General features: G+C 68.3%; 25 protein-coding genes. 7 read left to right on the top strand and 18 right to left on the bottom strand.

The annotated features are described in order from the left end of the window. Positions 1-136: 136 nt before the first annotated feature. Complete coding sequence (locus tag ACLQ3J_RS02605; protein WP_425902062.1) at positions 137-1,171, top strand: DUF2804 domain-containing protein; 1,035 nt, start codon at positions 137-139, stop codon at positions 1,169-1,171. Positions 1,172-1,209: 38 nt separating this feature from the next. Here the strand turns inward: ACLQ3J_RS02605 and ACLQ3J_RS02600 are convergent, their stop codons facing one another. Together ACLQ3J_RS02600 and ACLQ3J_RS02595 are read right to left on the bottom strand one after the other, a co-directional pair. Continuing rightward, complete coding sequence (locus ACLQ3J_RS02600; protein ID WP_169621825.1) at positions 1,210-2,196, bottom strand: esterase/lipase family protein; 987 nt, start codon at positions 2,194-2,196, stop codon at positions 1,210-1,212. Positions 2,197-2,502: 306 nt separating this feature from the next. Beyond that, the gene (locus ACLQ3J_RS02595) at positions 2,503-3,348 is read right to left on the bottom strand and encodes a hypothetical protein (protein WP_422425394.1); all 846 of its coding nucleotides are present in this window, start codon (positions 3,346-3,348) and stop codon (positions 2,503-2,505) included. Positions 3,349-3,454: 106 nt separating this feature from the next. On the opposite strand from ACLQ3J_RS02595, the gene ACLQ3J_RS02590 reads away from it, so the two are divergent. Further along, complete coding sequence (locus tag ACLQ3J_RS02590; protein ID WP_169621823.1) at positions 3,455-3,742, top strand: putative quinol monooxygenase; 288 nt, start codon at positions 3,455-3,457, stop codon at positions 3,740-3,742. An 11-nt stretch (positions 3,743-3,753) separates the two neighbouring features. Here ACLQ3J_RS02590 and ACLQ3J_RS02585 read toward each other — a convergent pair whose 3' ends face one another. The 16 genes from ACLQ3J_RS02585 to ACLQ3J_RS02510 form a co-directional block, all read right to left on the bottom strand. After that, a complete protein-coding gene (locus ACLQ3J_RS02585) occupies positions 3,754-5,802 on the bottom strand; it encodes a primosomal protein N' (RefSeq protein ID WP_425902061.1) in 2,049 nt (682 codons plus the stop codon). Between the two features lie 19 nt (positions 5,803-5,821). Next, a complete protein-coding gene (metK, locus tag ACLQ3J_RS02580; RefSeq protein ID WP_296550777.1) occupies positions 5,822-7,036 on the bottom strand; it encodes a methionine adenosyltransferase in 1,215 nt (404 codons plus the stop codon). A 139-nt stretch (positions 7,037-7,175) separates the two neighbouring features. Further along, entirely contained in the window at positions 7,176-8,456 is a 1,281-nt protein-coding gene (coaBC, locus tag ACLQ3J_RS02575; protein ID WP_169621819.1) for a bifunctional phosphopantothenoylcysteine decarboxylase/phosphopantothenate--cysteine ligase CoaBC, read from the bottom strand. Next, on the bottom strand, positions 8,453-8,746 hold the full coding sequence (rpoZ, locus tag ACLQ3J_RS02570; RefSeq protein WP_169621973.1) for a DNA-directed RNA polymerase subunit omega: 294 nt from the start codon (positions 8,744-8,746) through the stop codon (positions 8,453-8,455). Before rpoZ ends, coaBC begins: the two co-directional genes overlap by 4 nt. Positions 8,747-8,846: 100 nt before the next feature. Beyond that, positions 8,847-9,398 carry a guanylate kinase gene (gene gmk, locus ACLQ3J_RS02565; RefSeq protein WP_296550808.1) on the bottom strand — a complete coding sequence of 184 codons (552 nt, stop codon included), beginning with the start codon at positions 9,396-9,398 and terminating at the stop codon, positions 8,847-8,849. Positions 9,399-9,462: 64 nt separating this feature from the next. Then, positions 9,463-9,783 carry an integration host factor, actinobacterial type gene (gene mihF / locus ACLQ3J_RS02560; RefSeq protein ID WP_006551450.1) on the bottom strand — a complete coding sequence of 107 codons (321 nt, stop codon included), beginning with the start codon at positions 9,781-9,783 and terminating at the stop codon, positions 9,463-9,465. Between the two features lie 421 nt (positions 9,784-10,204). Continuing rightward, complete coding sequence (gene pyrF, locus ACLQ3J_RS02555) at positions 10,205-11,032, bottom strand: orotidine-5'-phosphate decarboxylase (RefSeq protein ID WP_169621817.1); 828 nt, start codon at positions 11,030-11,032, stop codon at positions 10,205-10,207. After that, positions 11,029-14,376 carry a carbamoyl-phosphate synthase large subunit gene (gene carB, locus ACLQ3J_RS02550; RefSeq protein WP_425902059.1) on the bottom strand — a complete coding sequence of 1,116 codons (3,348 nt, stop codon included), beginning with the start codon at positions 14,374-14,376 and terminating at the stop codon, positions 11,029-11,031. The genes pyrF and carB overlap by 4 nt, the downstream gene beginning before the upstream one ends. Continuing rightward, a complete protein-coding gene (gene carA, locus ACLQ3J_RS02545) occupies positions 14,376-15,560 on the bottom strand; it encodes a glutamine-hydrolyzing carbamoyl-phosphate synthase small subunit (protein ID WP_169621814.1) in 1,185 nt (394 codons plus the stop codon). Before carA ends, carB begins: the two co-directional genes overlap by 1 nt. Before the next feature lie 118 nt (positions 15,561-15,678). Further along, positions 15,679-16,179, bottom strand: coding sequence for a transporter (locus tag ACLQ3J_RS02540; RefSeq protein WP_425902057.1), 501 nt, complete (start codon positions 16,177-16,179; stop codon positions 15,679-15,681). Between the two features lie 9 nt (positions 16,180-16,188). Next, positions 16,189-17,502: a dihydroorotase gene (locus ACLQ3J_RS02535; RefSeq protein WP_169621812.1), complete on the bottom strand. Its 1,314-nt coding sequence runs from the start codon at positions 17,500-17,502 to the stop codon at positions 16,189-16,191. 41 nt (positions 17,503-17,543) lie between these two features. Continuing rightward, positions 17,544-18,485: an aspartate carbamoyltransferase catalytic subunit gene (locus ACLQ3J_RS02530; RefSeq protein WP_169621811.1), complete on the bottom strand. Its 942-nt coding sequence runs from the start codon at positions 18,483-18,485 to the stop codon at positions 17,544-17,546. Further along, a complete protein-coding gene (pyrR, locus tag ACLQ3J_RS02525; protein ID WP_169652154.1) occupies positions 18,482-19,096 on the bottom strand; it encodes a bifunctional pyr operon transcriptional regulator/uracil phosphoribosyltransferase PyrR in 615 nt (204 codons plus the stop codon). Before pyrR ends, ACLQ3J_RS02530 begins: the two co-directional genes overlap by 4 nt. A gap of 225 nt (positions 19,097-19,321) precedes the next feature. After that, the gene (nusB, locus tag ACLQ3J_RS02520) at positions 19,322-19,831 is read right to left on the bottom strand and encodes a transcription antitermination factor NusB (protein WP_169621809.1); all 510 of its coding nucleotides are present in this window, start codon (positions 19,829-19,831) and stop codon (positions 19,322-19,324) included. Next, positions 19,832-20,395 carry an elongation factor P gene (gene efp / locus ACLQ3J_RS02515; RefSeq protein ID WP_169621808.1) on the bottom strand — a complete coding sequence of 188 codons (564 nt, stop codon included), beginning with the start codon at positions 20,393-20,395 and terminating at the stop codon, positions 19,832-19,834. It lies immediately after the preceding gene. 34 nt (positions 20,396-20,429) lie between these two features. After that, the gene (locus ACLQ3J_RS02510; protein WP_296550779.1) at positions 20,430-21,527 is read right to left on the bottom strand and encodes a M24 family metallopeptidase; all 1,098 of its coding nucleotides are present in this window, start codon (positions 21,525-21,527) and stop codon (positions 20,430-20,432) included. 73 nt (positions 21,528-21,600) lie between these two features. On the opposite strand from ACLQ3J_RS02510, the gene ACLQ3J_RS02505 reads away from it, so the two are divergent. From ACLQ3J_RS02505 to ACLQ3J_RS02485, 5 genes are all read left to right on the top strand, one after another. Beyond that, positions 21,601-22,179, top strand: coding sequence for a B-4DMT family transporter (locus tag ACLQ3J_RS02505; RefSeq protein WP_296550780.1), 579 nt, complete (start codon positions 21,601-21,603; stop codon positions 22,177-22,179). 81 nt (positions 22,180-22,260) lie between these two features. Next, a complete protein-coding gene (locus tag ACLQ3J_RS02500) occupies positions 22,261-22,689 on the top strand; it encodes a hypothetical protein (protein WP_378527840.1) in 429 nt (142 codons plus the stop codon). 75 nt (positions 22,690-22,764) lie between these two features. Beyond that, positions 22,765-23,193 carry a helix-turn-helix domain-containing protein gene (locus tag ACLQ3J_RS02495; protein ID WP_169652158.1) on the top strand — a complete coding sequence of 143 codons (429 nt, stop codon included), beginning with the start codon at positions 22,765-22,767 and terminating at the stop codon, positions 23,191-23,193. Further along, entirely contained in the window at positions 23,190-24,047 is an 858-nt protein-coding gene (locus ACLQ3J_RS02490; RefSeq protein ID WP_425902056.1) for an alpha/beta fold hydrolase, read from the top strand. Before ACLQ3J_RS02495 ends, ACLQ3J_RS02490 begins: the two co-directional genes overlap by 4 nt. A 56-nt stretch (positions 24,048-24,103) precedes the next feature. Then, entirely contained in the window at positions 24,104-24,694 is a 591-nt protein-coding gene (locus tag ACLQ3J_RS02485) for a TIGR03086 family metal-binding protein (protein ID WP_425902055.1), read from the top strand.

The following is a 24,694-nucleotide window of genomic DNA, read 5'->3' as shown; positions in this document are numbered from 1 at the left end:
TGCGATGCGGAAGCTAACCGGCGGGTGTGTCACGAATACTGCTCCAGGGTTCGGCGACGATGGCTCCCCCATTCTAGGGAGTCGGTCGCCCACACCGACACGGTGTCGCCACCACGGCCCAGTAGTCTCGCCGGGTATGCAGCAACGACGCCTCACCACCGGCCCTCTCCTCGACGACGGCGGAACGCTCATCGAGACCGGATGGAGCGCGAGCGAGGAACGTCGGTACGACCGCCGGAAGGTCGCGGCGTCCGGTCTGCGCATCAAGGAGTGGGACTACTACTGCGTCCTGTCCGACGGCGATTCCGGCCCCTACGGCATCGCTCTGACCGTGGCCGACAACGGCTACATGGGTCTGCTCGGCGTCAGTTGGCTCGACCTCGCCGGGCCGGCAGACGTCACGGAGAACACGATGATCCCCTTTCCGCGCGGCCGTCTGGGCTTGCCCGCGAGCGCCGACTCGGGCGATGTGGTGGTTCGCCGCGGCGACGTGCACATCGAGTATCGGAACGAGGGACAGGCACGACGGCTGATCGTCGACCATCCCGGGTTCGGCGGAGGCCGCGGGCTGTCGGGTGAGCTGGTGCTGACTCAGCCGCCGATGGACCGGATGGTGATCGCCACCCCGTTCCCGTCCAGCCCGAAGGCCTTCTACTACAACCAGAAGATCAACTGCCTGCCCGCCCGGGGCAGCGTGACGGTCGACGGCCGCGAGCACCTGTTCGACCCCGCGACAGCGTTCGGCGTATTCGACTGGGGCCGGGGAGTCTGGACCTACGACAACACCTGGTACTGGGGTTCGGCGTCCGGCCTGCACGACGGACTGCCCTTCGGCTTCAACATCGGCTACGGGTTCGGGGACACCGGCGCGGCGAGCGAGAACGTGGTCTTCCATGACGGTGTCGCCCACAAACTCGACCGCGTGCAGTTCCACCTGCCGGTCGGCACGTACGACGGTGCGCCGTGGCGATTCACCAGCAACGACCACCGTTTCGAGATGGAGTTCGTGCCGATTCACGATCGGGCCGCGGACGTGAACGCTCTCGTTCTCCGTTCGACCCAGCATCAGGTGTTCGGCCGCTATACCGGCTTCGTCGTCCTCGACGGCGGTAGCCGGCTCGAGATCGAGAACCTCCTCGGTTTCGCGGAAAAGGTGCGCAACCGCTGGTGACCGGTCGATACCGACCGTTCCCGCGGTGACCGGTGCGCTCAGAAGTTGGCCTGGCGGACGACCTCCGGGATTCCGGTTCCCAGCGCAACCCGGGTGCACGTGCCCAATGCGACTCGATCGGGATCGAGGGCATGCCGGATCAGTTGCAACGTGAATTCGTCGTAGACCATGTTGAAGTGGCCGGTCCGATTCTGTGGACACAGATCCTGGACGACGAGATTGACCGCACCTTCTCCGCGCAACGCAACGTTGTCGGCGGGTTGGATCACTTCGTCGAACCGGGTTCCGATGGTGGTGTACTGCACGCCGGGAACGGTGTCGCTCGGCGCGTTCAATTCGGTGAGCAGTACCGAACCTTGGAGTTGCTCCGCAAGCGCCACCGAGAATTCGCCCTCGAGGAAGTCGGTTGCGCCGGGTAACGCGGCGATCGCGGTCGCGAGACCGTAGAAGGTGCCGCCGTAGCTGGGAGACGCCACCCCGACCCAGCGGTCGACCACGTGGGCGCCTCCGAGTTTGTTGATGTAATAGCGGGTGACGACCGCGCCTTGCGAATACCCGACGACGTCGACTTCGGTAGCTCCGGTCTCGGCCCGGACCCGCTCCACGAACTCGCCGAATTGTGCTGCGGACACCCGGATCTCACCCGTACCGTACGACTCGGCCCCGGCCGCCAAACCGTAGTTCACCGCGAAGACGCACCGCCCGGATGCAGCGAGAAGGGGTGTGAGTGCGGCGAAGTCGGAGTAGCTGTTGGAGTCGGTCCCGTGCGCAAGCACCACCGGCCGGGGGTTCTCCGGCGAGAGCACACACGAGAAGTCGTTCGTCTGCGGCGGCACCGCGCCGGGATTGTTCTCCGCGTATTCGGCAGCCTCCGCGTGGGTTACCGCCGGCGGCCCCGGCACCACGGGCACAGAGGATGAGGACCCCGTCACCCCGACGAGCGGTTGCGCACCCGCCACTCCCGCCGTGAACGCGGCAACGCACAGAGCCGCGAGCCCGGCCGACCACACTCGTCGGACCACCATGTGACGCCTCCTGTCGCAACGCGGTCGTGCCACGTCATCGAAACAAGGGTTCGATCACAAACGACTGCAACTGTATCTGTTAAAGATACTAAGCCCACCGATGATCATCGCGCTGTCACTTGAACGAGGGACAGTTTCCCGAGCCGGAACACGAGCGAACGAGCACAACAGAACCGGCCCCTCCCGTCGACGAGAAGTCGACGGGAGAGGCCGGAAAGCTGCTGTAACTATTGGGCTGTCGGCACCACCGGGTGCCGGTAACTACCGGATCGGGTAACTACCGGCGTGCTGCGACCTACGAGAGCCTCAGCCTTCGCAGAAGGCCTCTGCCACAGCGGGAGGAAGCCCGTCGAGCAGTTGCTGGGCGGGTACGGCGAGGACCGGGTCGTCCGCGAGCCAGCGTGCCGCCGCGCACTCGGTAAGGCGGTAACCGGACTCCGGTGCGGCAGGCCCGCCGTCGGTGAACGCGCCCAGGACGTGCTCCGAAAGCTGCGCGGCCGACCCGTATGTCGAGGCGCCCACCGAGAAGTCCGGCCCGAACGATGCCGAGGCATTGAACGAGCGATCGTCGCTCCATCCCCACTTCGTTCCGATGACACCCGCCAGCAGCGCGGTGCCGTAGTTCTGCGCGTACCCGTCGGCGGCCGTCCCGTATGCCGATGCCATGGCGGCGAGTACCGGCGAATTCGGATCGGTGCGCTTCTTCGTTTCGAGATAGGTGACCATGTCGTGAGTCGACGTGGTTCCGTTGCCCCAGTAACCGGGCACGTAGGTATCGGTGAGCCCGAACTCTTCCACCGTCGTCGAGATCGCCTGGGGGTACTTCGCATGAAGCCGGTTGGCGATCGCGTCGTTCGACGCGCGGATCATCTCCGTGGCGTCGGCATGATCGGCGGCGTCGCCGTACCGGAAGACGTACTCGGCCAGATACAGCTTGACGATCGAGACCCCGGCACGGGATTCGTGTTCGTTGGCGGTGCCCGCGCGGAACCCGGTCGGCGAATGCGCAAACGAGATCTGCGTGCTGCTCGGCGCCACGATCGCCCCGTTGTCGTCGAGAACGGGTGCCGGTGCCGCGGCGGCGATCCCGCTGCCGGAAGCAGCGAGTGCGGTCAGGGCGGCGACGGTGAGGGCCTGAGCAAGAGGGCGCATGGCAAGCGATCGTAGTTGCCCGGCACCGTTCGTGTGCGGTGACAGCGATGAGTTCTCGCTGTTGCGCCGGTCACACCGTGTGAGAGGCCCGACCACGAGGAGAAACATGATCATCGTCGCTGGACACATCGTCGTCGACCCGAGCGCACGCGGGAGCTACCTCGCGGGATGCGCCGATGTCGTGGAACAGGCGCGCCTCGCCCCCGGGTGCCTCGAATTCTCTGTCACCGCAGACCTGATCGATCCGTCTCGCGTCGTGGTGTTCGAGCGGTGGGACTCCCCCTCCGCCGTCGAGCGCTTCCGTGGATCCGGACCCGACAGCGACGCAGCCGCATCCGTCGTGTCCGCATCGGTCGCGGAATACGCTGTGGCCGAGGTTCGCTCGCTCACCTGACCGTGGCGGGATCAACCGATACGCGGCGGGTCCACTTGAACACGTAGAGGGCCGTCCGCACGGCGCGCGGTCCGGGTCGCCTGCGCTTCCCGCAGCGCGGCGCCCAGGTCCCGGCCCCGATGCCGGGCGACCCGCACGATCATGCGGTGCACCTCCTCGGGTTCCGGGCCGTCCGAGCCGAACGGCAGTCGCTGTCCCGGAGGCAGCGGAACGGGTCCGAGCACTTCGGCTCCGTCGGGCAGACGGGTCGCCTCGAGAAGCTCCGCGACTGCGGCGGAGCCACCGTCGAGCGCAGCCATGTGCACGGCGGGAGGGAAGCCGACTTCGGTGCGTTCGGCGACCTCCTGCCTGGCGTGACCTACCGGATCCCACCGCACCAGTGCCTGCACGGTCGGAATCCCGGAGTCGGCGACCACCACCACCTGCCCACCGTCCGCGAACGGCCGCACCAGCGCCGACGCCGCCAGCCACCGCCGCATCGCCTCCTCGGCGGCTCGGAGGTCGGCACGCCCGAGCAGCGCCCACCCGTCCAGCAACAGCGCGGCACCGTATCCCCCGTCGGCGACGGGTTCCGCGCCGACCGTCGACACCACCAGTGCGGCACCTCCCGGCGCGGTGGCTTTGACCTCGCCGCCGCCCGACGTGATCACCGGTACCCCGGGAAACGCGCGCCCGAGTTCTTCGGCGGTGCGGCCGGCACCGACGACGACGGCCCGCAGCGAACGCGCACCACAGGCATGACACCGGTGGGTGGCGTCGGCGACCCCGCACCACTTGCACGCCGGTATCGCGGCACCGTCCGGCCCCGCCGCCGCCGGCAGCGCCAACGGGCCGTTGCACCGTCGGCACCGCGCCGGGGCGCGGCACTTACCGCAGGCGAGGGCCGGCACGTACCCGCGGCGCGGGACCTGCACGAGCACCGGATGTCCCGATCCGAGTGCTGCCCGCGCCGCCGCGAACGCGATCGCCGGCAATCTGGCGGCGCGCGCAGCGGGGTCACGCTCGATCGCCTGATCGCTGTCGGCGAGCGCGGTGATCTTCGGCGCCCACGCCCGGAGCACCTCGCGCGGGGCGAGCAGGTCGTGTGCCCAGCCCGAGTCGACGAGCGCCTGCGTCTCGGCGGTCCGCGCGTGCCCGGCAATGACGACGGCCGCGCCCACGGCGTGCGCCCGCAGCGCGGCGACTTCCCGGGTGTGCGGGTACGGCGACCGGGGCTCGGAATGCAGGTCGTCACCGTCGTCCCAGACGACGAGGAGCCCGAGGTCGGGTGTGGGTGCGAACACCGCGGCGCGGGTGCCCACCACGATCCGGGCCGAGCCGCGCAGAGCCGCCAGCCATCGGCGATACCGTTCGGCCGGACCGAGACCCGCGGTCAGTCCTACCACGTGTTCTGCGCCGGCGACGTGCACGCAGGCGGCGAGCACACGGTCGAGGTCGCGCTGGTCCGGAACCACCAGCACCGCCGCACGACCGGCCGCCGCCGTGAGCGCCGCGAGTTCCGCGAGGCGGGTCGGCCAGTCTTCCCCGGGAAGTGCCTGCCACGCCGCCCGAGGTGCGCGACCCGACGAGAGAGCTTCGAGGAAGTTCTCACCGTGCCGGTAACGCGCCCAGGGACCACGATCGAACGCCGGGACCGCCGGCGGATCGACCGGTCGCGGTTCTTCCGCTTCCACCCGGGCGTGACGCGGTGGTACGGCGAGCCGGAGTACGTCGGCGCGGGTGCCGGCATAGCGGGTCGCCACTTCGTCGGCGAGCGCAGCGATCTCGGGCGTGAGAACAGGTTCGGCCGACACGACGCGGTCGAGCGCCCCGAGTTTGCCCGGGTGTTCGCTCGTCGCGGTGCGGGAGAGCAGAAACCCGTCGACGAGCCGGCCCGCGAAACGCACTCGGACGCGGGCGCCCGGCCGGGCGTCCGCGTCGAGGTGGTGCGGGATGAGGTAGTCGAACTCCCGGTCCAGGTGCGGCACGGAGAGCAGCGGCAGAACGCGCCCTACCGGGTCGACCTCGGCAGCGCGTGTGTCGGCAGCGCGCTTGTCGGCAGCGCGTGTGGCGGCAGCCACCCGGGTGCGACCGTGACCGTCAGAGTCCGGCGGCCGCGCGAAGCTTGTCGGCGCGGTCGGTGTTCTCCCACGGCAGTTCGATGTCGGTGCGGCCGAAGTGACCGTACGCAGCCGTCTGGGCGTAGATGGGGCGCAGAAGATCCAGGTCGCGGACGATCGCGCCGGGACGCAGGTCGAAGACCTCGTTGACCGCCTGCTGGATCCGCGCGGGATCGGCCTTTTCGGTGCCGAAGGTCTCGACGAACAGGCCGACGGGAGCGGCCTTGCCGATCGCGTATGCGACCTGCACCTCGATCCGGTCCGCCAGTCCCGCAGCGACGGCCGTCTTGGCGACCCAGCGCATGGCGTACGCGGCGGAACGGTCGACCTTCGACGGGTCCTTACCCGAGAACGCGCCACCGCCGTGGCGGGCCATGCCGCCGTAGGTGTCGACGATGATCTTCCGTCCGGTCAGGCCGGCGTCGCCCATCGGGCCGCCGAGCACGAACGATCCGGACGGGTTGACCAGCAGCCGGACATCGGCGACGTCCAGACCGGCGAGGTTCGGGTCCGCGAGTACGGCGTCGACGACATGCGCCCGGAGATCCGGGGTGAGCAGGTTGTTGAGGTCGATATCCGCGGCGTGCTGAGTGGAGATCACGATGGTGTCGAGGCGGACCGGCTTGTCGCCTTCGTACTCGATGGTGACCTGGGTCTTGCCGTCCGGCCGCAGGTACGGGAGCACACCGGTCTTCCGCACCTCGGTCAGCCGGCGCGAGAGCCGGTGCGCGAGGGAGATGGGCAGCGGCATCAGTTCCGGGGTTTCCGAGCATGCGTATCCGAACATCAGGCCCTGGTCGCCGGCGCCCTGCAGCGCGACCTCGTCGTCGGTCAGCGTGCCGCTACGAGCCTCGAGCGCGACATCGACGCCCCCGGCGATCTCCGGCGACTGCGCGCCGATCGCGATGTTCACGCCGCAGGAGTTGCCGTCGAAGCCCTTGGACGAGCTGTCGTACCCGATTTCGAGCACGCGGTCGCGCACGATCTTGGGGATATCGGCATACGCGGAGGTCGTCACCTCACCCACCACGTGCACCTGACCGGTGGTCACGAGCGTTTCCACTGCGACACGGGCACGCGGGTCGTCCGCGAGCAGCGCGTCGAGGACCGAGTCGCTGATCGCGTCGCAGATTTTGTCCGGGTGCCCCTCGGTCACGGACTCGCTGGTGAAAAGCCGACCGCCGGTCTTGCTCACAGAACTCCCTCTCGACTGATGTGTCTAGCTCTGGACGAACGCTGTGGAGCGGCACGCACTCCCGGTCGGGTCGAGCCCGGCCACTGTGCCGACGCTACTGTCCCGGCAGCGTCGGCGCGAGTATTAAAATCATCGGACTCTACGTCCGTTCTACCTGCGCCAGCAGCGGTCGCAGTGCATCGAGGACCCTGCTTGCCATCAGAGCCTTGGATCCGTGGGCGAGCGCCGTCTCGGAGCCGTCCGCGGACAACAACCATCCGTCGTTGTGGTCGACCTCGAATGCCTTGCCGTCGCCCACGGCGTTGACGACGAGAAGATCGCAGCCCTTGCGGGCAAGTTTCTCACGCGCATAGGTCAGGACGTCGCCGTGTTCGTCGCCGGTTTCGGCTGCGAATCCGACGATGACGGTGTCCTTGGACAGTCCACCGTCGGCACGGGAGCGCACCAGTCCGGCGAGGATGTCGTCGTTCTTCGTCAGCGCGATCGAGTCCGGTTCGCCCGCACCCTTCTTGATCTTGCTTTCGGCGAAGGCGGCGGGGCGGAAATCGGCGACCGCGGCCGACATGATGACGGCGTCGGCGGTCGCGGCATGCTTGGTGACCGCGTCCTGCATCTGCGCGGCGGTCTGCACCCGCACGACGTCCACGGCGGCAGGATCGTCGAGGCCTGCGACCGCGCCGGCCACGAGGGTGACGTCCGCGCCGCGCTGCGCGGCCAGGCGGGCAAGCGCATAGCCCTGCTTGCCCGACGAGCGGTTGCCCAGGAACCGCACCGGATCGAGAGGTTCGCGCGTGCCACCTGCGGAGACGACGATGCGCCGGCCGACCAGGTCGCGGGGCAGCGCGTCGGCACGTTCGAGCATCAGTGCTGCCAGCGCGTAGATCTCGTCGGGTTCGGGCAGACGCCCCGCTCCGGTGTCCTTGCCGGTGAGGCGACCCGAGGCGGGCTCGACCACGACACTGCCGCGACGACGCAGAGTTGCGACGTTGTCGACCGTGGCGGGGTGTTCCCACATCTCGGTGTGCATCGCGGGCACGAACATCACCGGGCACCGCGCGGTGAGAAGAGTTGCCGTGAGGAGATCGTCGGCGCGGCCGGATACCGCCCGGGCCATGAGGTCGGCGGTGGCGGGCGCGACGACGACGAGGTCGGCCTCCTGCCCCAACCGCACGTGTGGTACCTCCGGCACGTCGGCGAAGACGCCGGTGTGCACGGGGTTACCGGAGAGTGCCTCGAAGGTGGCGCGCCCGACGAATTGAAGTGCTGATTCGGTGGGAACGACCCGCACGTGATGGCCGTTCTCGGTGAACGCCCGGATCAGTGCGCACGCTTTGTACGCGGCGATCCCGCCGGCGACTCCGACGACGACGCGGCGGCGCTGTCCGGTTTCCGGAGCGCCGTCCGCGGCGTGAAGGCTCACTCGCCTTCGGTGTGCTCGAGCAGATCCGCGTGGATCTCGCGCAGCGCGATGGACAGCGGCTTCTCCTGCAGACCCGGCTCGACGAGCGGGCCGACGTACTCGAGGATGCCGTCACCGAGCTGGTTGTAGTAATCGTTGATCTGCCGGGCGCGCTTGGCCGAGTAGATCACCAGGGCGTACTTCGAGGAGGCGCGTTCGAGCAGCTCGTCGATCGGCGGGTTGGTGATACCCAGCGGAGTGTCGTAGACCGGAAGGGCGTTGCCCTCGAGGTCGATCGCTGCTGACTGCATGCTGCTCACTCGGTGTTCTCCTGAGTTTTCGCGGGATAGAAATCTAGCGTCGGCGGACTCTGCAAACGGCACCGGTCGGGCGCCCGCAAGCACGCTCCGGTCACCCGTTTTCGGGACCGACTAACAAGGATACCAATTCTTCGCACGCACGGTCGACATCATCGTTGACAACGACGACATCGAACTCGTCCTGAGCGGCGAGTTCGGTGCGCGCGGTGTCCAGGCGGCGGGCCACCACGTCCGCGGATTCGGTGCCGCGTCCGGTGAGGCGCTCGACGAGCACCTCCCAGCTCGGCGGTGCGAGGAAGACCAGGACGGCCTCGTCCATCGCGGCCCGCACTGCGCGGGCTCCCACCAGATCGACCTCCACGAGCACCGGTCGCCCGGCGGCGAGCGCCTCGCGTACCGGCGCTGCGGGTGTGCCCGAACGTTGCAGGCCTGCGTGGATGTCGGCCCATTCGAGCAACTCGCCGTCGTCGATCATGCGGTCGAATTCCTCGCGGGTGACGAAGCGGTAGTCCACCCCGTCCACCTCGCCCGGTCGTGGGGCGCGGGTGGTCGCGGAGACACTGAACATCAGATTCGGCACCCGGTTGCGCAGAAGGCGCACGACAGTCGACTTACCGACCGCGGAGGGGCCGGCCAGAACGATCAGCCGGCCCCTCCGCGCTGCGGGTGCGCTGTCCGTCACGGGGTGTGCGTCAGCTACCACGGTCTCAGGCGTCGAAATCGAACCTGGCGAGCAGGGCCTTGCGCTGGCGATCGCCGAGTCCGCGCAGACGGCGGGTCGGAGCGATCTCCAGTTCGGTCATGATCTCCTGCGCCTTGACCTTGCCGACCTTCGGCAGGGCCTCGAGCAGAGCGGAAACCTTCATCTTGCCGAGGATTTCGTCGTTCTCGGCATCCTTCAGCACCTGCTTCAGGTCGGTGCCGCCGCGCTTGAGGCGCTCCTTGAGCTCTGCCCGGGCACGACGGGCAGCAGCCGCCTTCTCCAGAGCAGCGGCGCGCTGCTCATCGGTCAGCTGGGGAAGGGCCACGGTTCCTCCGTCTCATCGTTGGAATTCAGTCTTCACCGCTGTAACCAGCGGCGATAGCGACCGTACTCACGACTTCCGTCGAATGCGAACCGCCCCCCCGCCGTGACGCTCGAAAATCCGTGCGGTAGTGCGTGCCGATTCCGGGGCCCACACGCCGCCGGAAGATCCCGCGAATTTTGCGGGCCGACCTGCCCGAACGGTGAAAAGTCGCAGGTCACGGCGTCTCGATGGACATACACGCCGCCACCGCCGGGTGAGCGCGCAAGATCACTGCCGGCCGTGGAGGGTGTCATCGAGAACCCCGGAAAAAAATCTTGCGGTTCCGCGTGTCGCGGCGCGCGGATCCGCAGGTCAAGGACCGTACACGTGCACGTACGGACCTCGACCCCCTCAGCCCTCGAGGAACTCGGTCGTGGAGGAACTAGTCCTGAAGGAACGCGAATCCTTCGACCGTGCGGGCGACAGCCTCCCGCAACGCGGAGACGGACGGTCCCGCGCGCAGCACCTCCCGGGACACGTTCGGCACCACGGCCCTCAGATTGCCCGCTGCGAGCCGTCGGACGTCGTCGGCGGTTCCGCCCTGCGCCCCCACTCCCGGCATCAGGATGGGGCCGTTCAAGGCCCGCAAGTCGGGAGCGTCGGTCAGCGTCGCGCCGACCACCACACCGACCGACCCGAGGCGGCCGGCTCCGGTATTGCACGCCGCGGCCTCGTCGACCATCGCCTGAGCGACAGTGCGACCGTCGTCGAGCCGGGCCCGCTGCACCTGCGCTCCCTCCGGATTCGAGGTCGCTGCCAGCACGAAGATCCCACGGCCCGTCTGCGCCGCCAGATCGAGTGCCGGAGCGAGCGCACCGAAACCGAGATAGGGCGAGACGGTCACCGCGTCCGAGCACAGCGGCGACTCGTCGGCGAGCCAGGTGCGGGCGTACGCGTCCATGGTGGAGCCGATATCACCGCGTTTGGCGTCGGCGACGACGAGCGTCCCGGAACCGCGCAGTACGGCGATGGTGCGTTCGAGAACTTCCAGACCCGCCGAACCGAACGCCTCGAAGAACGCGACCTGCGGCTTGACCACGGCGACGACCCCGTCGAACGCTTCCACACACAGCTCGCTGAACTTGTCGAGTCCGTCGGCGTCGACTCCGAGACCCCACGCCGTCAGCAATTGCGGATGCGGGTCGATGCCCACGCAGAGCGGCCCGCGGCTCGCGAGCGCATCCGCGAGCCGCCCTCCGAACGTGGTCACGACTGTCCGTCGACCGCGGCTTCGCGCAGTCGTGCGTGCATCCGCTGAATCGAGCTGACGCCGATGTCACCGCGGATGGCTGCCTCGATGCCCTGCACCGCCGCCGACGCACCCTGCACCGTCGTGATGCACGGAATGTTCGCCGCGACAGCCGCGCTGCGGATCTCGTACCCGTCGACGCGGGGTCCGGAATTACCCCACGGCGTGTTGATCACCATGGCGATGTCGCCGGCACGAATGCGATCGACCACGTCCGGTGCACCTTCGGGGCGTTCCTCCTCGGACACCTTGTAGACGTGTTCGCAGGGAACACCGTTGCGGCGCAGGACCTCTGCGGTCCCGACGGTGGCAGCGATGTGGAATCCGAGGTCGGCGAGGTGCTTGACCGGGAAGATCATCGACCGCTTGTCCTTGTTCGCGAGCGAGACGAACACCGTGCCCGAGGTGGGCAGCGATCCGTAGGCGGCGGTCTGGCTCTTCGCGAACGCCGTACCGAAATCGTCGTCGATGCCCATCACTTCGCCGGTGGACTTCATCTCCGGGCTGAGCAACGTGTCGATACCGGTTCCGTCGGCGCGGCGGAACCGGTTGAACGGCAGCACCGCTTCCTTCACGGCTACCGGTGCCCCGAGCGGAATCACGCTGCCGTCGCCCTCGGCCGGCAGAATCCCGGCCTCGCGCAGTTCGGCGATGGACTCACCGAGCATCACCCGAGCGCACGCCTTGGCGAGCTGGACCGCGGTGGCCTTGGACACGAACGGCACGGTGCGGCTCGCCCGAGGATTGGCCTCCAGGACATACAGGATGTCGTCCTTGAGCGCGTACTGGACGTTGAGCAGGCCCTTGACCCCGATCCCGGCCGCGAGCGCTGCCGTCGAGCGGCGCACGTTCTCGATGTCGGAGCGTCCGAGGGTGATCGGCGGCAGGGCACACGCGGAGTCACCGGAGTGGATTCCGGCTTCCTCGATGTGTTCCATGATCCCGCCGATGTAGACGTCGGTGCCGTCGCACAGGGCGTCCACGTCGATCTCGACCGCGTCGTCGAGGAAGCGGTCCACGAGGACCGGGCGGTCGTCGGAGATCTCCGTGGCGCGGGAGATGTAGTCCGCGAGCGACTTCTCGTCGTAGACGATCTCCATGCCGCGGCCGCCGAGCACGTACGACGGGCGCACGAGCACGGGGTAACCGATCTCGGCCGCGATGTCACGAGCACCGTCGAAGGTGGTGGCGGTGCCGTACTTCGCGGCGGGCAGACCGGCCTCTTCGAGCACCCGTCCGAACTCGCCGCGGTCCTCGGCGAGGTCGATCGCCTCGGGGCTCGTCCCCACGATCGGGACTCCCGCCGCCTTCAGCCGCCGCGCAAGCCCCAGCGGCGTCTGTCCGCCGAGCTGCACGATGACCCCGGCGACCGTGCCGGACTCGCACTCCGCCCGGTACACCTCGAGGACGTCCTCGAAGGTGAGCGGCTCGAAGTACAGGCGGTCGGCGGTGTCGTAGTCGGTGGAGACCGTCTCGGGGTTGCAGTTGACCATCACGGTCTCGTAGCCGGCATCCGAGAGCGTCAGTGCCGCGTGCACGCACGAGTAGTCGAACTCGATGCCCTGGCCGATGCGGTTCGGACCCGAGCCGAGGATCAGCACCTTCGGCTTGTCGGGCTGCGGCGCGACCTCGGTCTCCGCGTTCGGATCGAGTTCGTAGGTCGAGTAGTGGTACGGGGTCTTCGCCTCGAACTCCGCCGCACAGGTGTCGACCGTCTTGTACACCGGATGCACGCCGAGCTCGTTGCGCAGCGCGCGGACCGCGTCCTCGTCCGCGAACTGGCTCGGACGCAGCGCCGCGATCTGGCGGTCGGAGAAACCGTGGTGCTTGACGTAACGCAGCTCCTCGGCACCGAACGTCTCGGCGGCGCGGACCTTGTCCCCCATCCCGACGATCTGCGAAATCTCCTCGAGGAACCACGGATCGATCTTGGTGGCCTCGAAGACCTGCTCGAGGGTCGCACCCAGCTCGAACGCCTGGGCGACCTGGTAGATCCGGCCGTCGGTGGGCGTCTCGATCGCCTTCAGCAGCTCGTCGAGCGACCCCTCGACCTCCGGGCCGGTCCAGAATCCGGCACGCTTGGTCTCGAGCGAACGCAGCACCTTGCCGAAGGCCTCGGCGAAGTTGCGGCCGATCGACATCGCCTCGCCCACAGACTTCATCGTGGTGGTGAGGGTGCCGTCGGCCCCCGGGAACTTCTCGAACGCGAACCGCGGAGCCTTGACCACGACGTAGTCGAGCGTCGGCTCGAAGCACGCGGGCGTTTCCTTGGTGATGTCGTTGACGATCTCGTCGAGTGTGTAACCGATGGCGAGCTTGGCGGCCATCTTCGCGATCGGGTAGCCGGTGGCCTTCGACGCGAGCGCCGACGACCGCGACACGCGCGGGTTCATCTCGATGACGACGAGGCGGCCGTCGCTCGGGTCCATGGCGAACTGGATGTTGCAGCCGCCGGTCTCGACGCCGACCTCACGCAGGATGGCGATCGAGAGGTCGCGCATCTTCTGGTATTCGCGGTCCGTGAGCGTCATCGCCGGTGCCACGGTGATCGAGTCACCGGTGTGCACACCGACCGGATCGACGTTCTCGATCGAGCACACGATCACGACGTTGTCGCGACCGTCCCGCATCAGCTCGAGTTCGTATTCCTTCCAGCCGAGGATCGACTCCTCGATCAGCACGTTCGCGGTCGGCGACGCGGCGAGACCGCCACCGGCGATGCGCTCGAGGTCGGCTTCGTTGTACGCCATGCCGGAGCCGAGGCCGCCCATCGTGAACGACGGGCGCACCACGACCGGGTATCCGAGTTCGGCGACGGTCGCGCGGACCTCGTCCATCGTGTAGCAGACCGCGGAGCGGGCGGACTCGCCACCGCACTTGGCCACGATGTCCTTGAACTTCTGCCGGTCCTCGCCGCGCTGGATCGCGTCGAAGTCCGCGCCGATCAGCTCGATGTCGTACTTGTCGAGGATGCCCTGCTCGGACAGCGCAACGGCGGTGTTGAGCGCGGTCTGGCCGCCGAGCGTCGCGAGCACCGCGTCGATCGGAGTGCCGTTCGCAGCTTCCGCGGCGATGACCTTCTCGACGTACTCGGCGGTGATCGGCTCGATGTAGGTCGCGTCGGCGAACTCCGGGTCGGTCATGATCGTCGCCGGGTTGGAGTTGACCAGCGAGACGCGCATGCCCTCCTCGCGGAGGACCCGGCACGCCTGGGTGCCGGAGTAGTCGAACTCGCAGGCCTGCCCGATGACGATCGGGCCGGAGCCGATGACCAGGATGTGAGAGAGATCGGTACGGCGTGGCATCAGTTCTTCTCTCCCTCGAGCATGCGGGTGAAACGGTCGAACAGGTAGGAGGCGTCGTGCGGCCCGGCCGCTGCCTCCGGGTGGTACTGCACGGAGAACGCGGAACCGTCGGCGAGCTTGACGCCTTCGACGGCACCGTCGTTGGCGCAGGTATGGCTGATCACCGCGCGGCCGAACGGAGTATCGAACTCCTGGCCCGCTTCACCTTCGAGCGCGAAACCGTGGTTCTGCGCGGTGATGGCGATGCGGCCGGTCTCGTGTTCGACGACCGGGATGTTGATGCCGCGGTGACCGAACTTCATCTTGTAGGTGTTCAGGCCGAGCGCGCGGCCGAGGATCTGGTTTCCGAAGCAGATGCCGAACAGCGGCAGGCCCTGTCCGAGCACTTCCTTGGTCAGGTGCACCGCCCCGTCCGCGGTCGCCGGGTCGCCGGGGCCGTTGGACAGGAACACACCGTCGGCCTTCAGGTCCAAGATGTCGTGGAGCGTCGCGCTGGACGGCAGCACGTGCACGCGGATGCCGCGTTCGGCGAACATCCGCGGCGTGTTGGTCTTGATGCCCAGGTCGATCGCGGCAACGGTGAAGCGCGGGTCGCCGCCGGTGGGTTCGACCACGTATCCGCTGCTGGTGCTCACTTCACCGGCGAGGTCTGCGCCGAGCATCGACGGCTGGCTCTTGACCCGGTCGAGGAGTGCGTCTACATCGAGGTCGTCGCCCTTCCACACGAGAGCGTCGCCGGAGAACACGCCGGCCCGCATCGAGCCGCGGGTGCGCAGGTGCCGCACGAGTGCGCGGGTATCGATCCCCGCGAGCCCGACGACGTTCTGCCGCGCGAGTTCGTCCTGCAGCGATCCGCTCGCCCGCCAGCTCGAGACACGTCGCGACGGGTCTCGCACCACGAACCCGGCCACCCAGATCTTCGAATCTGCGGCGTCACCGGTGGGCCCGACGGACTCGTTGTCCTCGTGGTTCCAGCCGGTGTTGCCGATCTGCGGCGCGGTGGCCACGACGATCTGCCGGTGGTAGCTGGGGTCGGTGAGTGTTTCCTGGTATCCGGTCATGCCCGTGCTGAACACGGCCTCGCCGAGGGTCTGTCCGACCGCACCGAAAGGCGTGCCACGGAAAACCCGTCCGTCTTCGAGGACCAGCACCGCGGTGCCGGCTCCGAATGTTCCGCCGCTCATGCGTTGTCTCCGTTCTTCTCGACCGCACCAGAACCGGCCGTACGGGCGGAAATCTCGCGTGTCGTGTTCGTCTTCGTGATGTTCGTCGTCGCTGTGATCGTCATCGTCGTTGTGATCGTCACTTTTCGTTCTCGTCCCGAGTCTGTTCCCGAGTCCATTGTGGATAGATCGACTTGTCGTCCCCACGGAAGCCCGTGTCGACCTCGGTCCCCGACGGCAGCTGCCACCGGATCACGAGCACGCCGTCCTTCGTCATGACCTTGCCCGCCAAGCCGCGTTCGGTCCGGATCACGCGGATCGACTCCTCGGGAATCCAGATCGGCGACGCGCCGTGCCGTTCCAGAAGCACTCCCGTCCGGTACCGGCTCAGTTCGGAACTGGCGCGGAAGCCGAGGTCGCCCACCGCCACGCGGTCCTGCCAGCTCGGCGCCAGCGTGCTGCCGACGTACAGGCCCGTGCTCGGCTCGATGAGCCGCTCCCCCAGTTCCGCGGGCACCACCGGCAGTTCCCCGATCGCGTCCTGCTGTCGTCGGGCCCGGCCGCGCCAGCCCTTCCACATCAGCAGTACGAGCACGACCCACAACGCCAGAAATCCGACGGTGAGCACTATCCGGTCCATCTCGTGTTCCTACTTTCCGTCGGTCCGGGGGTATACCGCGCCGTCGCGGGCGGTGATCCGGCCGCGCAGCACTGTCGCGGTGACCCGTCCCGGCAAGGTCATGTCCTCGTACGGGGTGTTGCCGGCGATGCTCGCCAGGTCCGGCCCGTGCACCGTCCACTCGGTGTCCGGATCGACGAGCACCACGTTGGCCGGCTCACCGACCTCCAGCGGGCGCCCCTGGTCGTCGAGCCCGACGATCTCTGCGGGGCGCTCGCTCATCACCCGCGCGACACCGCGCCAGTCGAGCAGACCGGGACGCACCATTGTCTCGATAACGATGGACAACGCCGTTTCGAGGCCGAGCATTCCGGGACGCGCTTGTGAGAACTCGCAGCACTTGTCCTGATCGGCGTGCGGAGCGTGGTCTGTGGCGACACAGTCGATGACCCCGGACGCCAGTCCCCGGCGCAAGGCCTCGACATCCGAGCGCTCACGCAGCGGCGGGTTGACACGGTTGATGCCGTCGTAGGTCTCGAGCCGCGAGTCGTCGAGCAGCAGGTGATGCGGCGTGACTTCCGCACTGATGGCGATGCCCTGCGAGCGGGCCCATTCCACGAGCGCGACCGTGCCCGAGGTGGACGCGTGACAGATGTGCACGCGTGCACCGGCGTCGCGCGCAAGAAGCGCATCCCGGGCGACGATGGACTCCTCGGCGGCGCGCGGCCACCCGGCGAGGCCGAGGCGTGCGGCCGTGGGTCCCTCGTGTGCCACGGCTCCGACCGTCAGGCGGGGTTCCTCGGCGTGCTGGGCGATGAGCACTCCGAGCGAGGACGAGTACTCGAGCGCGCGGCGCATGAGCAGCGGATCGTCGACGCATTTTCCGTCGTCGGAGAACAACTTGACCTGCCCGATGCCGGAGGCCATGGACCCCATCTCGGCGAGTTGCCTGCCTTGGAGACCGACCGTCACGGCACCGACCGGATGCACGTCGACGAGGCCGACCTCCTGGCCACGACGCCACACGTGGTCGGTCACGACCGCCGAATCGGCAACCGGATCGGTGTTCGCCATCGCGAACACGGCGGTGTAGCCGCCGCGGGCGGCCGCGGCCGAACCCGAGTCGATCGTCTCCGTGTCCTCGCGTCCGGGTTCGCGCAGATGAGTGTGCAGGTCGACGAAACCGGGCAGCAGGATGCGATCGGTGCCGTCGAGGATTTCGACGTTCGCGTCGGCGTCGAGTCCCGGTCCGACGGCGAGGATCTGCTCGTCGCCGAGCAGGACGTCGACCGGATCCCCTTCGCCGTAGAGCCGGACGTTGCGGATGAGCACCTGCGGCGTCACCGGGGTATCTCCTCTTCCGTGGGTGTGTTCCGAAGCGGCGTTCACGACAGGTTGCCTTCCGTACCGACGAGCAGCCGGAACAGCACCGCCATGCGCACGTGCACGCCGTTGCCGACCTGCTGCAGGATGGCGGATTGCGGTGCGTCGGCGACCGGGAACCCGATTTCCATGCCGCGCAGCATCGGTCCCGGGTGCAGGACCACGGCATGCTCGGGAAGCACCGCGGCGCGCTTGGCGCTGAGGCCGTAGCGGATCGAGTACTCCCGGGCCGACGGGAAGAACCCGCCGTTCATCCGCTCCGCTTGCACGCGCAGCACCAGCACCGCGTCGAGTCCGGGCAGTTCGGCGTCGAGCGACTCCGCGACACGCACCGGCCACGTCTCCACACCGACCGGCAGCAGGGTGCGGGGAGCGACGAGCACGACCTCCGCGCCGAGCATGCTCAGCAGCAGAGCGTTGGAACGCGCCACGCGGCTGTGCAGCACGTCGCCGACGATCGCGACGCGGCGTCCTTCGATTCCGCCGAGCCGCTGACGCAGGGTGAGCGCGTCGAGCAGCGCCTGCGTCGGATGTTCGTGTGTTCCGTCGCCGGCGTTGATCACGGCCGGGCCCGATCCGGACTCGTTGGTCCACTGCGCGATCCGGTGCGCCGCGCCGGAGGCGGGATGCCGGACGATGAGCGCATCCGCTCCGGCTGCGTGCAGCGTCAGCGCCGTGTCGCGCAGCGATTCGCCCTTCTGGACGGAGGAACTGGAGGCCGAGACGTTGATCACGTCGGCGCTCATCCACTTGCCCGCGACTTCGAACGAGACGCGGGTGCGCGTCGAATTCTCGTAGAACACCGTCATGACGGTGCGGCCACGCAGCGTGGGAAGCTTGCGGACCTCACGGCCGAGCAACGCCTGCTCGAAACGTTCTGCTTCGTCGAGAAGCCCTGTCGCGGAATCCTTGTCGAGATCTGCGATGGTGAGCAGGTGTTTCACTGGGTCTTGCCTCCCGAGATCTCCACGGCGTCGCGGCCGTCCTGTTCGGTGAGCAGCACTCGCACGTCTTCGCTGCGCGCGGTGGGAACGTTCTTCCCGACGTAGTCGGCACGCAACGGGAGTTCGCGGTGGCCGCGATCGACCAGCACGGCAAGTTGTACGGCTTCCGGACGCCCGAGGTCGCGGAGCGCATCGAGAGCGGCGCGCACGGAACGGCCCGAGAACAGGACGTCGTCGACGAGCACGACGAGGGTGTTGTCGACGCCGCCGTCGGGCACCGAGGTGCGCTCGAGCGGGCGGTGCGGCTTGGTGCGCAGGTCGTCCCGGTACAAGGTGATGTCGAGTGAACCGACGGGCACGCGGACACCGGAGAATTCTTCGATGCGGTCGGCGAGCCGGTTCGCGAGCGTGATGCCGCGCGTCGGGATGCCCAGGAGGACGACACGCCGCGCTTCGGCGGGGGTGTCGAGCGCGGTCTTCTCGATGATCTGGTGCGCGATTCGCGCGATGGTGCGGTGCACATCCGCCGCGGAGAGAAGCTCACGCGCGGGTGCGTCGGCGGGAGACGCAGAATGGGTAGAAGCTGTGGACCCGTCCTCGGACACGGTCATGCAGCGACCTCCTTCTCCGCCTCACTGGACGGATCGTTAAAGGATGCCTGACAGTGTTCGAGCCTAGCAGCGTGCACCTGCCCGAAAGCGCGGTGCGCGGGTGAAGCGCAACACAGGACGTCGACATCCCCGGCGGTGGAAACGCGGGATGAAAAGCACGTGAGCGGGCTCCGATGGGACGATGCCCACGGGAACCCGCTCAACGAAGGTGGAACCGAAGTCCCGTCAGGACTCGTCGGAGTCCTGCGAGGGCGCCTCGGCAGGCGGCCGGACCAGGGTGGCTGCGGCTGCGGCGCGCACCTGGTCCGCGACCACCACGATCTGGCCGAGTACGCCGTTGACGAATGCCGGCGAATCGTCGGTCGACAACTGCTTGGCGAGTTCGACGGCTTCGTCGACCGCGACGACCGGCGGCACGTCCGTGGCGTGGAACAACTCCCACACCGCGATGCGGAGGATCGCTCGGTCGACGGCGGGCAGCCGATCGAGTGTCCACTCGTGCAGATGGTCGGCGATGACGCGATCGGTTTCGTCGAGGTTGTCGGCGACACCGTTGATGATGGTCTGCGCATACGGCGGGACCGGTGCGACCTGGTCGTCCGCGATGGCGAGTTCGACCCGGTCGGCCGCGAGGTCGGCGGGATGAACGTCGCGTGCTTCTGCTTCGAAGAGCAGATCGACAGCGCGTTTACGGGCCTTGTGACGGGCCCCGAGCTTTTTCTGGGTACCGGACACTCAGGAGTTCACTCGCCCCAGGTAGTTGCCGTCACGGGAATCGACCTTGAGCTTGTCGCCGGTGTTGATGAACAGCGGGACCTGGATCTCGGCGCCGGTCTCGAGGGTCGCCGGCTTGGTGCCGCCGGTCGAGCGGTCGCCCTGGAGGCCGGGGTCGGTGTGCTTGACGACGAGCTCGATCGTCACGGGCAGCTCCACGAACAGCGGAACGTCCTCGTTCGTCGCGACCTGCACGGCCATGTTCTCGAGCAGGAACTTCGCGGCGTCGCCGAGCAGCTCGGGGCTGATCGAGATCTGGTCGAAGGTCTGCGAGTCCATGAACACGTAATCGGTGCCGTCGTTGTACAGGTACGTCATGTCACGGCGGTCGACCGTAGCGGTTTCGACCTTGACACCGGCGTTCCAGGTCTTGTCCACGGTCTTGCCCGACGTCACATTCTTGAGCTTCGTACGCACGAACGCGGGGCCCTTGCCCGGCTTCACGTGCTGGAACTCGATGATCTGCCAGAGCTGGCCGTCGATCTTCAGAACGAGTCCGTTCTTGAAATCACTGGTGTCAGCCACTTACTTCGCGTCTCCTAGAGTCGGGGAAACCGCCTCAAACGACGGTTAATGTCTTGTCGGTGAGCGTGAGCAATTCCGGAGTCTGCTCCCGCACCACGAGCGTGTCCTCGATCCGCACGCCTCCGCGCCCCGAGAAGTACACACCCGGCTCGACGGTCACCGCCGCACCGGCGACAAGTGTACCGGTCGCCGCCGCCCCGATTCCCGGCGCTTCATGGATCTCGAGTCCGACCCCGTGCCCGAGGCCGTGGAGAAACAGATCCGCATGCCCGGCAGCGGCGACGACACTGCGCGCGGCGGCGTCCACCGCGGCGCACTCCGCACCCGGCGCAAGTGCCTCCCGCCCGGCGCGCTGCGCCCTCAGTACCAGGTCGTACACGTCGCGCTGCCAGTCCTGAGCGTGCCCGAGCACGTACGTGCGGGTCATGTCGGAGTGGTATCCGCCCACCTGGGCACCGAAGTCGAGCTTGACGAAATCTCCCGCCGCGAGGACCGCGCCGGTGGGCCGGTGGTGCGGGACGGCCGAGTTCTCGCCCGTCGCGACGATCGTCTCGAACGAGATGCCGTCCGCGCCGTGCTCGAACATGCGCCACTCGAGATCTCGCGCGACCTCCTTCTCGGTACGCCCCGGCCGCAAACCGCCCGCCTCGATCAGATCGGCCAGTGCGCGGTCGGCGACCGCGCACGCCTCACGGAGCAGGCCCACCTCGTATTCGTCCTTGACCATGCGCAATTCCTCGACGAGTCCCGGCGCAGGGACGAAACGCGCGGCGCTCCCGAGCCCGTCCCACCGGAAACGCTCGTCGACGGTGACGACGTGACTTTCGAAGCCCCAGGTCGCGGGCGGTTCGGTCACGGCGGCGACGAGATGCGCGGCGGAGGCCCGCGCGATGTCCGCGCGCAGGTCCGGAACCTGGGCGGCGACCTGGGTCACGTACCGGCCGTCCGTGCTGATCACGGTGCGGCTTTCGTCGGAGTCGTCGTCCGTGGCGACGACGAGAGCGGCATTCGAACCGGTGAAGCCGGTCAGGTACCGGATGTTGAGAAGGTCGGTCACGAGCAGGGCGTCGAGGTCGCGCTCGGCGAGCAGGGCACGCAGTGCGCGACGACGGGAGGCGTGGTCGGCGGACATTCGCCCAACGTACCCCGCGCCCCGGTGTGGGACGAGACACACTTTCCCGCCCGAAGCCGTTACTCTCGGGTACATGAAACCGTGGTTGGTTCGCGGACTGGGGCTTTCCCTCGTCCACGTGATCGTGCGCGCCCTACTCGGTGCCGCCCTCATGCAGTGGCCGTTGCAGGGATCGATTCTGCGATGGCTGGGTCTGGCCGTCGTCATTCTGGCGGCGGTCGTGTGGGCCGGCATCGACGGAATCCGCGACCGGAGGGCGTACCCCGACCCGGACGACGGGGAGGACCTGACGATGCGGTGGCTCGCGGCCGGCGCCGTCACCGGCATCGTGGCCGGGTTCCTCACCTGGCTCGTCGATACGCTCACCGCCATCCCGATCGGCGTGAAGTCGATTCTGTTCGAACTGACCTCCGGTGCCGCGTTCACGGTGCTCCTGGTGTTCCTGCCGGCGATGGCCGCAGTGACCGCCGGCCGGTTCTTCGCCGGTCGCGGCGAGAAGACCGACGAGAGCGACCGGACGGCGCCCCGGGAGCAGCGCGAACCGGCCACGGTTGCGAGCGCGCCGGCCGCCGACCCCGCCTGGCGCAACGACGACGCACCCACCGAGGTGTTCCCCGCGGTCGACCCGCACGCGCCACGTCCCGAGCGCTGACCTGCCGGTCGTCCCTCGCCCCCGGGCTATCGGCACGGTGACCCGCTCACGCCGCTGTGTAGCGTCGACCCCATGAGCAAGATGGACGAAGTGGGCGAACGCGACGCGTGGCGATGCTGGCTGTGTGACGAGCCGGTGGACGCCACCATGTCGGTCAACGATCCGCGCGGTCCGAGCGTCGACAGCATCACGACGGCGAAGAAGGGCGCGAAGGGCGGCCAGGAACGACTCGCGCACCGGGCGTGCAACACCAAGAAGGGTGCGGTCAAACCCGTCGTGCCGTGGCCCGACCACCTGTTCGTCGTCGATCCCGCCCCGATCATCGGTGTGGTCGAGCAACTCACGCGCAAGGGTGGCCGCGTCGCCGTCGCCCGCTGTCCGAGCAAGGCCGATGCGGTCGAGGCCGGTGACTGGCTCGTGGACCGGCTGTCGCGACTCGCCCCGGGGCTGTCGGTCACGACGCGGATCGACGCCGGTGGCGGCGGATTCCTCCTGGTACTCACCACCTGACCACCGTCCCTACCTTCCCCAAAATACCGTATCGCTCCCTATTGACATCACGATAGGGAGCGATACGGTATTTTCATGGAAGAAACGCTGCTCTCCGTCGAGCAGGTCGCCGAACGCCTCGGCCTGCACGTACGCACCGTCCGGAACTACGTCCGCGACGGCAAGCTTCCCGCGGTGCGCATCGGCAAGCAGTACCGCATCGCACACACCGACCTCGACGCCTTCACCGGCAGGGCGGTACCGGCGCCGCCGCGCGAGACGGTGCGAAGACAACGCCACACCGACGTCTCGAGCATCGTCGACATCGACGCCGTGAGCCCGGAGACGGCACACCGCCTCACCACTGTGCTGACCGCCGCCGCGGGCACTCGCGACGCCGGACCACCACTGCGGATCGACACCGTCTACGACGAGGAACGCGGGCGCATGAAAGTCGTCGTCCTCGGAGGGCTCGCCGACACCGCCCGGCTGCTCGACTACATCGAAGGGATCCTCGCGTCGTGAACTCCATCTACAAGTCCGCCACCGCCGCCGAGCAGGTGCTGCAGCGCTATCGCGAGCACCTCGCGACGTGGCCGGTGCCCTCCGAGCACGTTCGGATCCCGACCGACGCAGGCGAGACCTTCGTGGTGGCGTCCGGCCCGAAGGATGCGCCTCCCCTCGTATTGCTGCACGGCGCCGGCGCGAACACGTCGACGTGGCTCGGTGACATCGCCTCGTGGGCCGGGAGCTTCCGCACCTACGCCGTGGACCTGGTCGGTGAACCCGGACTCAGCGCGCCGGCGCGACCTCGGCTCGACACCGACGAGTCCGCCCGGTGGCTCGACCAGGTGCTCGACGGACTGGGTATCACCACGTGCGCGATGGTCGGCATGTCGCTCGGCGGATGGAGCGCGCTGGACTACGTCATCCGGCGACCCGGCCGCGTGACACGCCTGGTTCTCCTCTGCCCCGGCGGCATCGGCCGCGCGACGCCCCTGCGCATGCTGCCCGCGATGGCGACGCTGCCGCTCGGACGGTGGGGCCGGCGGCGCGCCGTCGCACGGGTCACGGGCCTGACCGGCCCCGAAGTCGCCCCTGTGCTCGACGACGTGGCACAGACGTTCGGCGCGTTCCGGCCCCGGACGGAGAAACTCCCGGTATTTCCGGACGACGCGCTCGGTACCGTGACCGCACCCGTCCTGGTGGTGGTGGGCACACGGGACGTCATGTTCGATTCCGGCGAGAGCGCCGAGCGTGCACGGCGCTGCTTCCCCGACGCGGACGTGCAGGTTCTGCCCGATGCCGGTCACGCCATCCTCGGGCAGACCGGCCGGATCCTCACTTTTCTGAGCCCCTCGCGCACCGACACGCGGTGAGTTCGGGGCGCGTCGCCGGTCGGAACACAGGTGACCTTCGCACAGAGGAGATACCGATGACCGACATGATCGATTTGTCCGTAGCGACACGCCGCATGGACCGGGTTCTCGACGGGATCGGCGACGAGCATCTGCTCGCGGCCACACCGTGCACCGAGGCGACGGTCGGGATGCTCGTCGACCACGTGCTCGGGCTGACGCTCGCCTTCACCGCGGCGGCGAGCAAGGACTTCGAGGGCCTCACCGACGCGCCACCGACACTCCCGACAGGTGAGCTTCCTGGCGGCTGGAACGATGTTGCGACCGCGAGACTGAGCGCCCTCGCCGACGCGTGGCGTGATCCCGATGCGTGGACGGGCACCACCCGCGCGGGCGGCATCGATCTCCCAGGCGAGATCGCCGGGCTCGTCGCACTCGACGAACTCGTCGTGCACGGCTGGGACCTCGCCGTCGCGACCGGGCAGCCCTATGCGTGCGAGCCCGACGAGATCGCCGCGTGCCTCGCGTTCGCCGGAACCGTGTCCGACGAACAACGCACGGAGGGTGCGCTGTTCGGCCCCGCCGTCTCGGTACCGGGCGACGCGCCCGCCCTACACAGGTTGCTCGGACTCACCGGCCGCGATCCGTCCTGGGCTCCGCCGGGCTGA

Origin of the sequence: Rhodococcus sp. DT1 (assembly GCF_049844875.1) — a bacterium.
In the GTDB taxonomy this organism is placed as follows: Bacteria; Actinomycetota; Actinomycetes; order Mycobacteriales; family Mycobacteriaceae; genus Rhodococcus.
Note: the sequence above shows the minus strand (reverse complement) of the source record. Positions and strands in the feature narration are given on the sequence as shown.

Coding starts and splice junctions, on each gene's coding strand:
- ACLQ3J_RS02605 (WP_425902062.1), top strand. CDS start 137: ATGCAGCAACGACGCCTCACCACCGGCCCTCTCCTCGACGACGGCGGA.
- ACLQ3J_RS02600 (WP_169621825.1), bottom strand. CDS start 2,196: ATGGTGGTCCGACGAGTGTGGTCGGCCGGGCTCGCGGCTCTGTGCGTT.
- ACLQ3J_RS02595 (WP_422425394.1), bottom strand. CDS start 3,348: ATGCGCCCTCTTGCTCAGGCCCTCACCGTCGCCGCCCTGACCGCACTC.
- ACLQ3J_RS02590 (WP_169621823.1), top strand. CDS start 3,455: ATGATCATCGTCGCTGGACACATCGTCGTCGACCCGAGCGCACGCGGG.
- rpoZ (WP_169621973.1), bottom strand. CDS start 8,746: ATGCAGTCAGCAGCGATCGACCTCGAGGGCAACGCCCTTCCGGTCTAC.
- carB (WP_425902059.1), bottom strand. CDS start 14,376: ATGCCACGCCGTACCGATCTCTCTCACATCCTGGTCATCGGCTCCGGC.
- carA (WP_169621814.1), bottom strand. CDS start 15,560: ATGAGCGGCGGAACATTCGGAGCCGGCACCGCGGTGCTGGTCCTCGAA.
- ACLQ3J_RS02540 (WP_425902057.1), bottom strand. CDS start 16,179: ATGGACCGGATAGTGCTCACCGTCGGATTTCTGGCGTTGTGGGTCGTG.
- pyrR (WP_169652154.1), bottom strand. CDS start 19,096: ATGACCGTGTCCGAGGACGGGTCCACAGCTTCTACCCATTCTGCGTCT.
- ACLQ3J_RS02510 (WP_296550779.1), bottom strand. CDS start 21,527: ATGTCCGCCGACCACGCCTCCCGTCGTCGCGCACTGCGTGCCCTGCTC.
- ACLQ3J_RS02505 (WP_296550780.1), top strand. CDS start 21,601: ATGAAACCGTGGTTGGTTCGCGGACTGGGGCTTTCCCTCGTCCACGTG.
- ACLQ3J_RS02500 (WP_378527840.1), top strand. CDS start 22,261: ATGGACGAAGTGGGCGAACGCGACGCGTGGCGATGCTGGCTGTGTGAC.
- ACLQ3J_RS02495 (WP_169652158.1), top strand. CDS start 22,765: ATGGAAGAAACGCTGCTCTCCGTCGAGCAGGTCGCCGAACGCCTCGGC.
- ACLQ3J_RS02485 (WP_425902055.1), top strand. CDS start 24,104: ATGACCGACATGATCGATTTGTCCGTAGCGACACGCCGCATGGACCGG.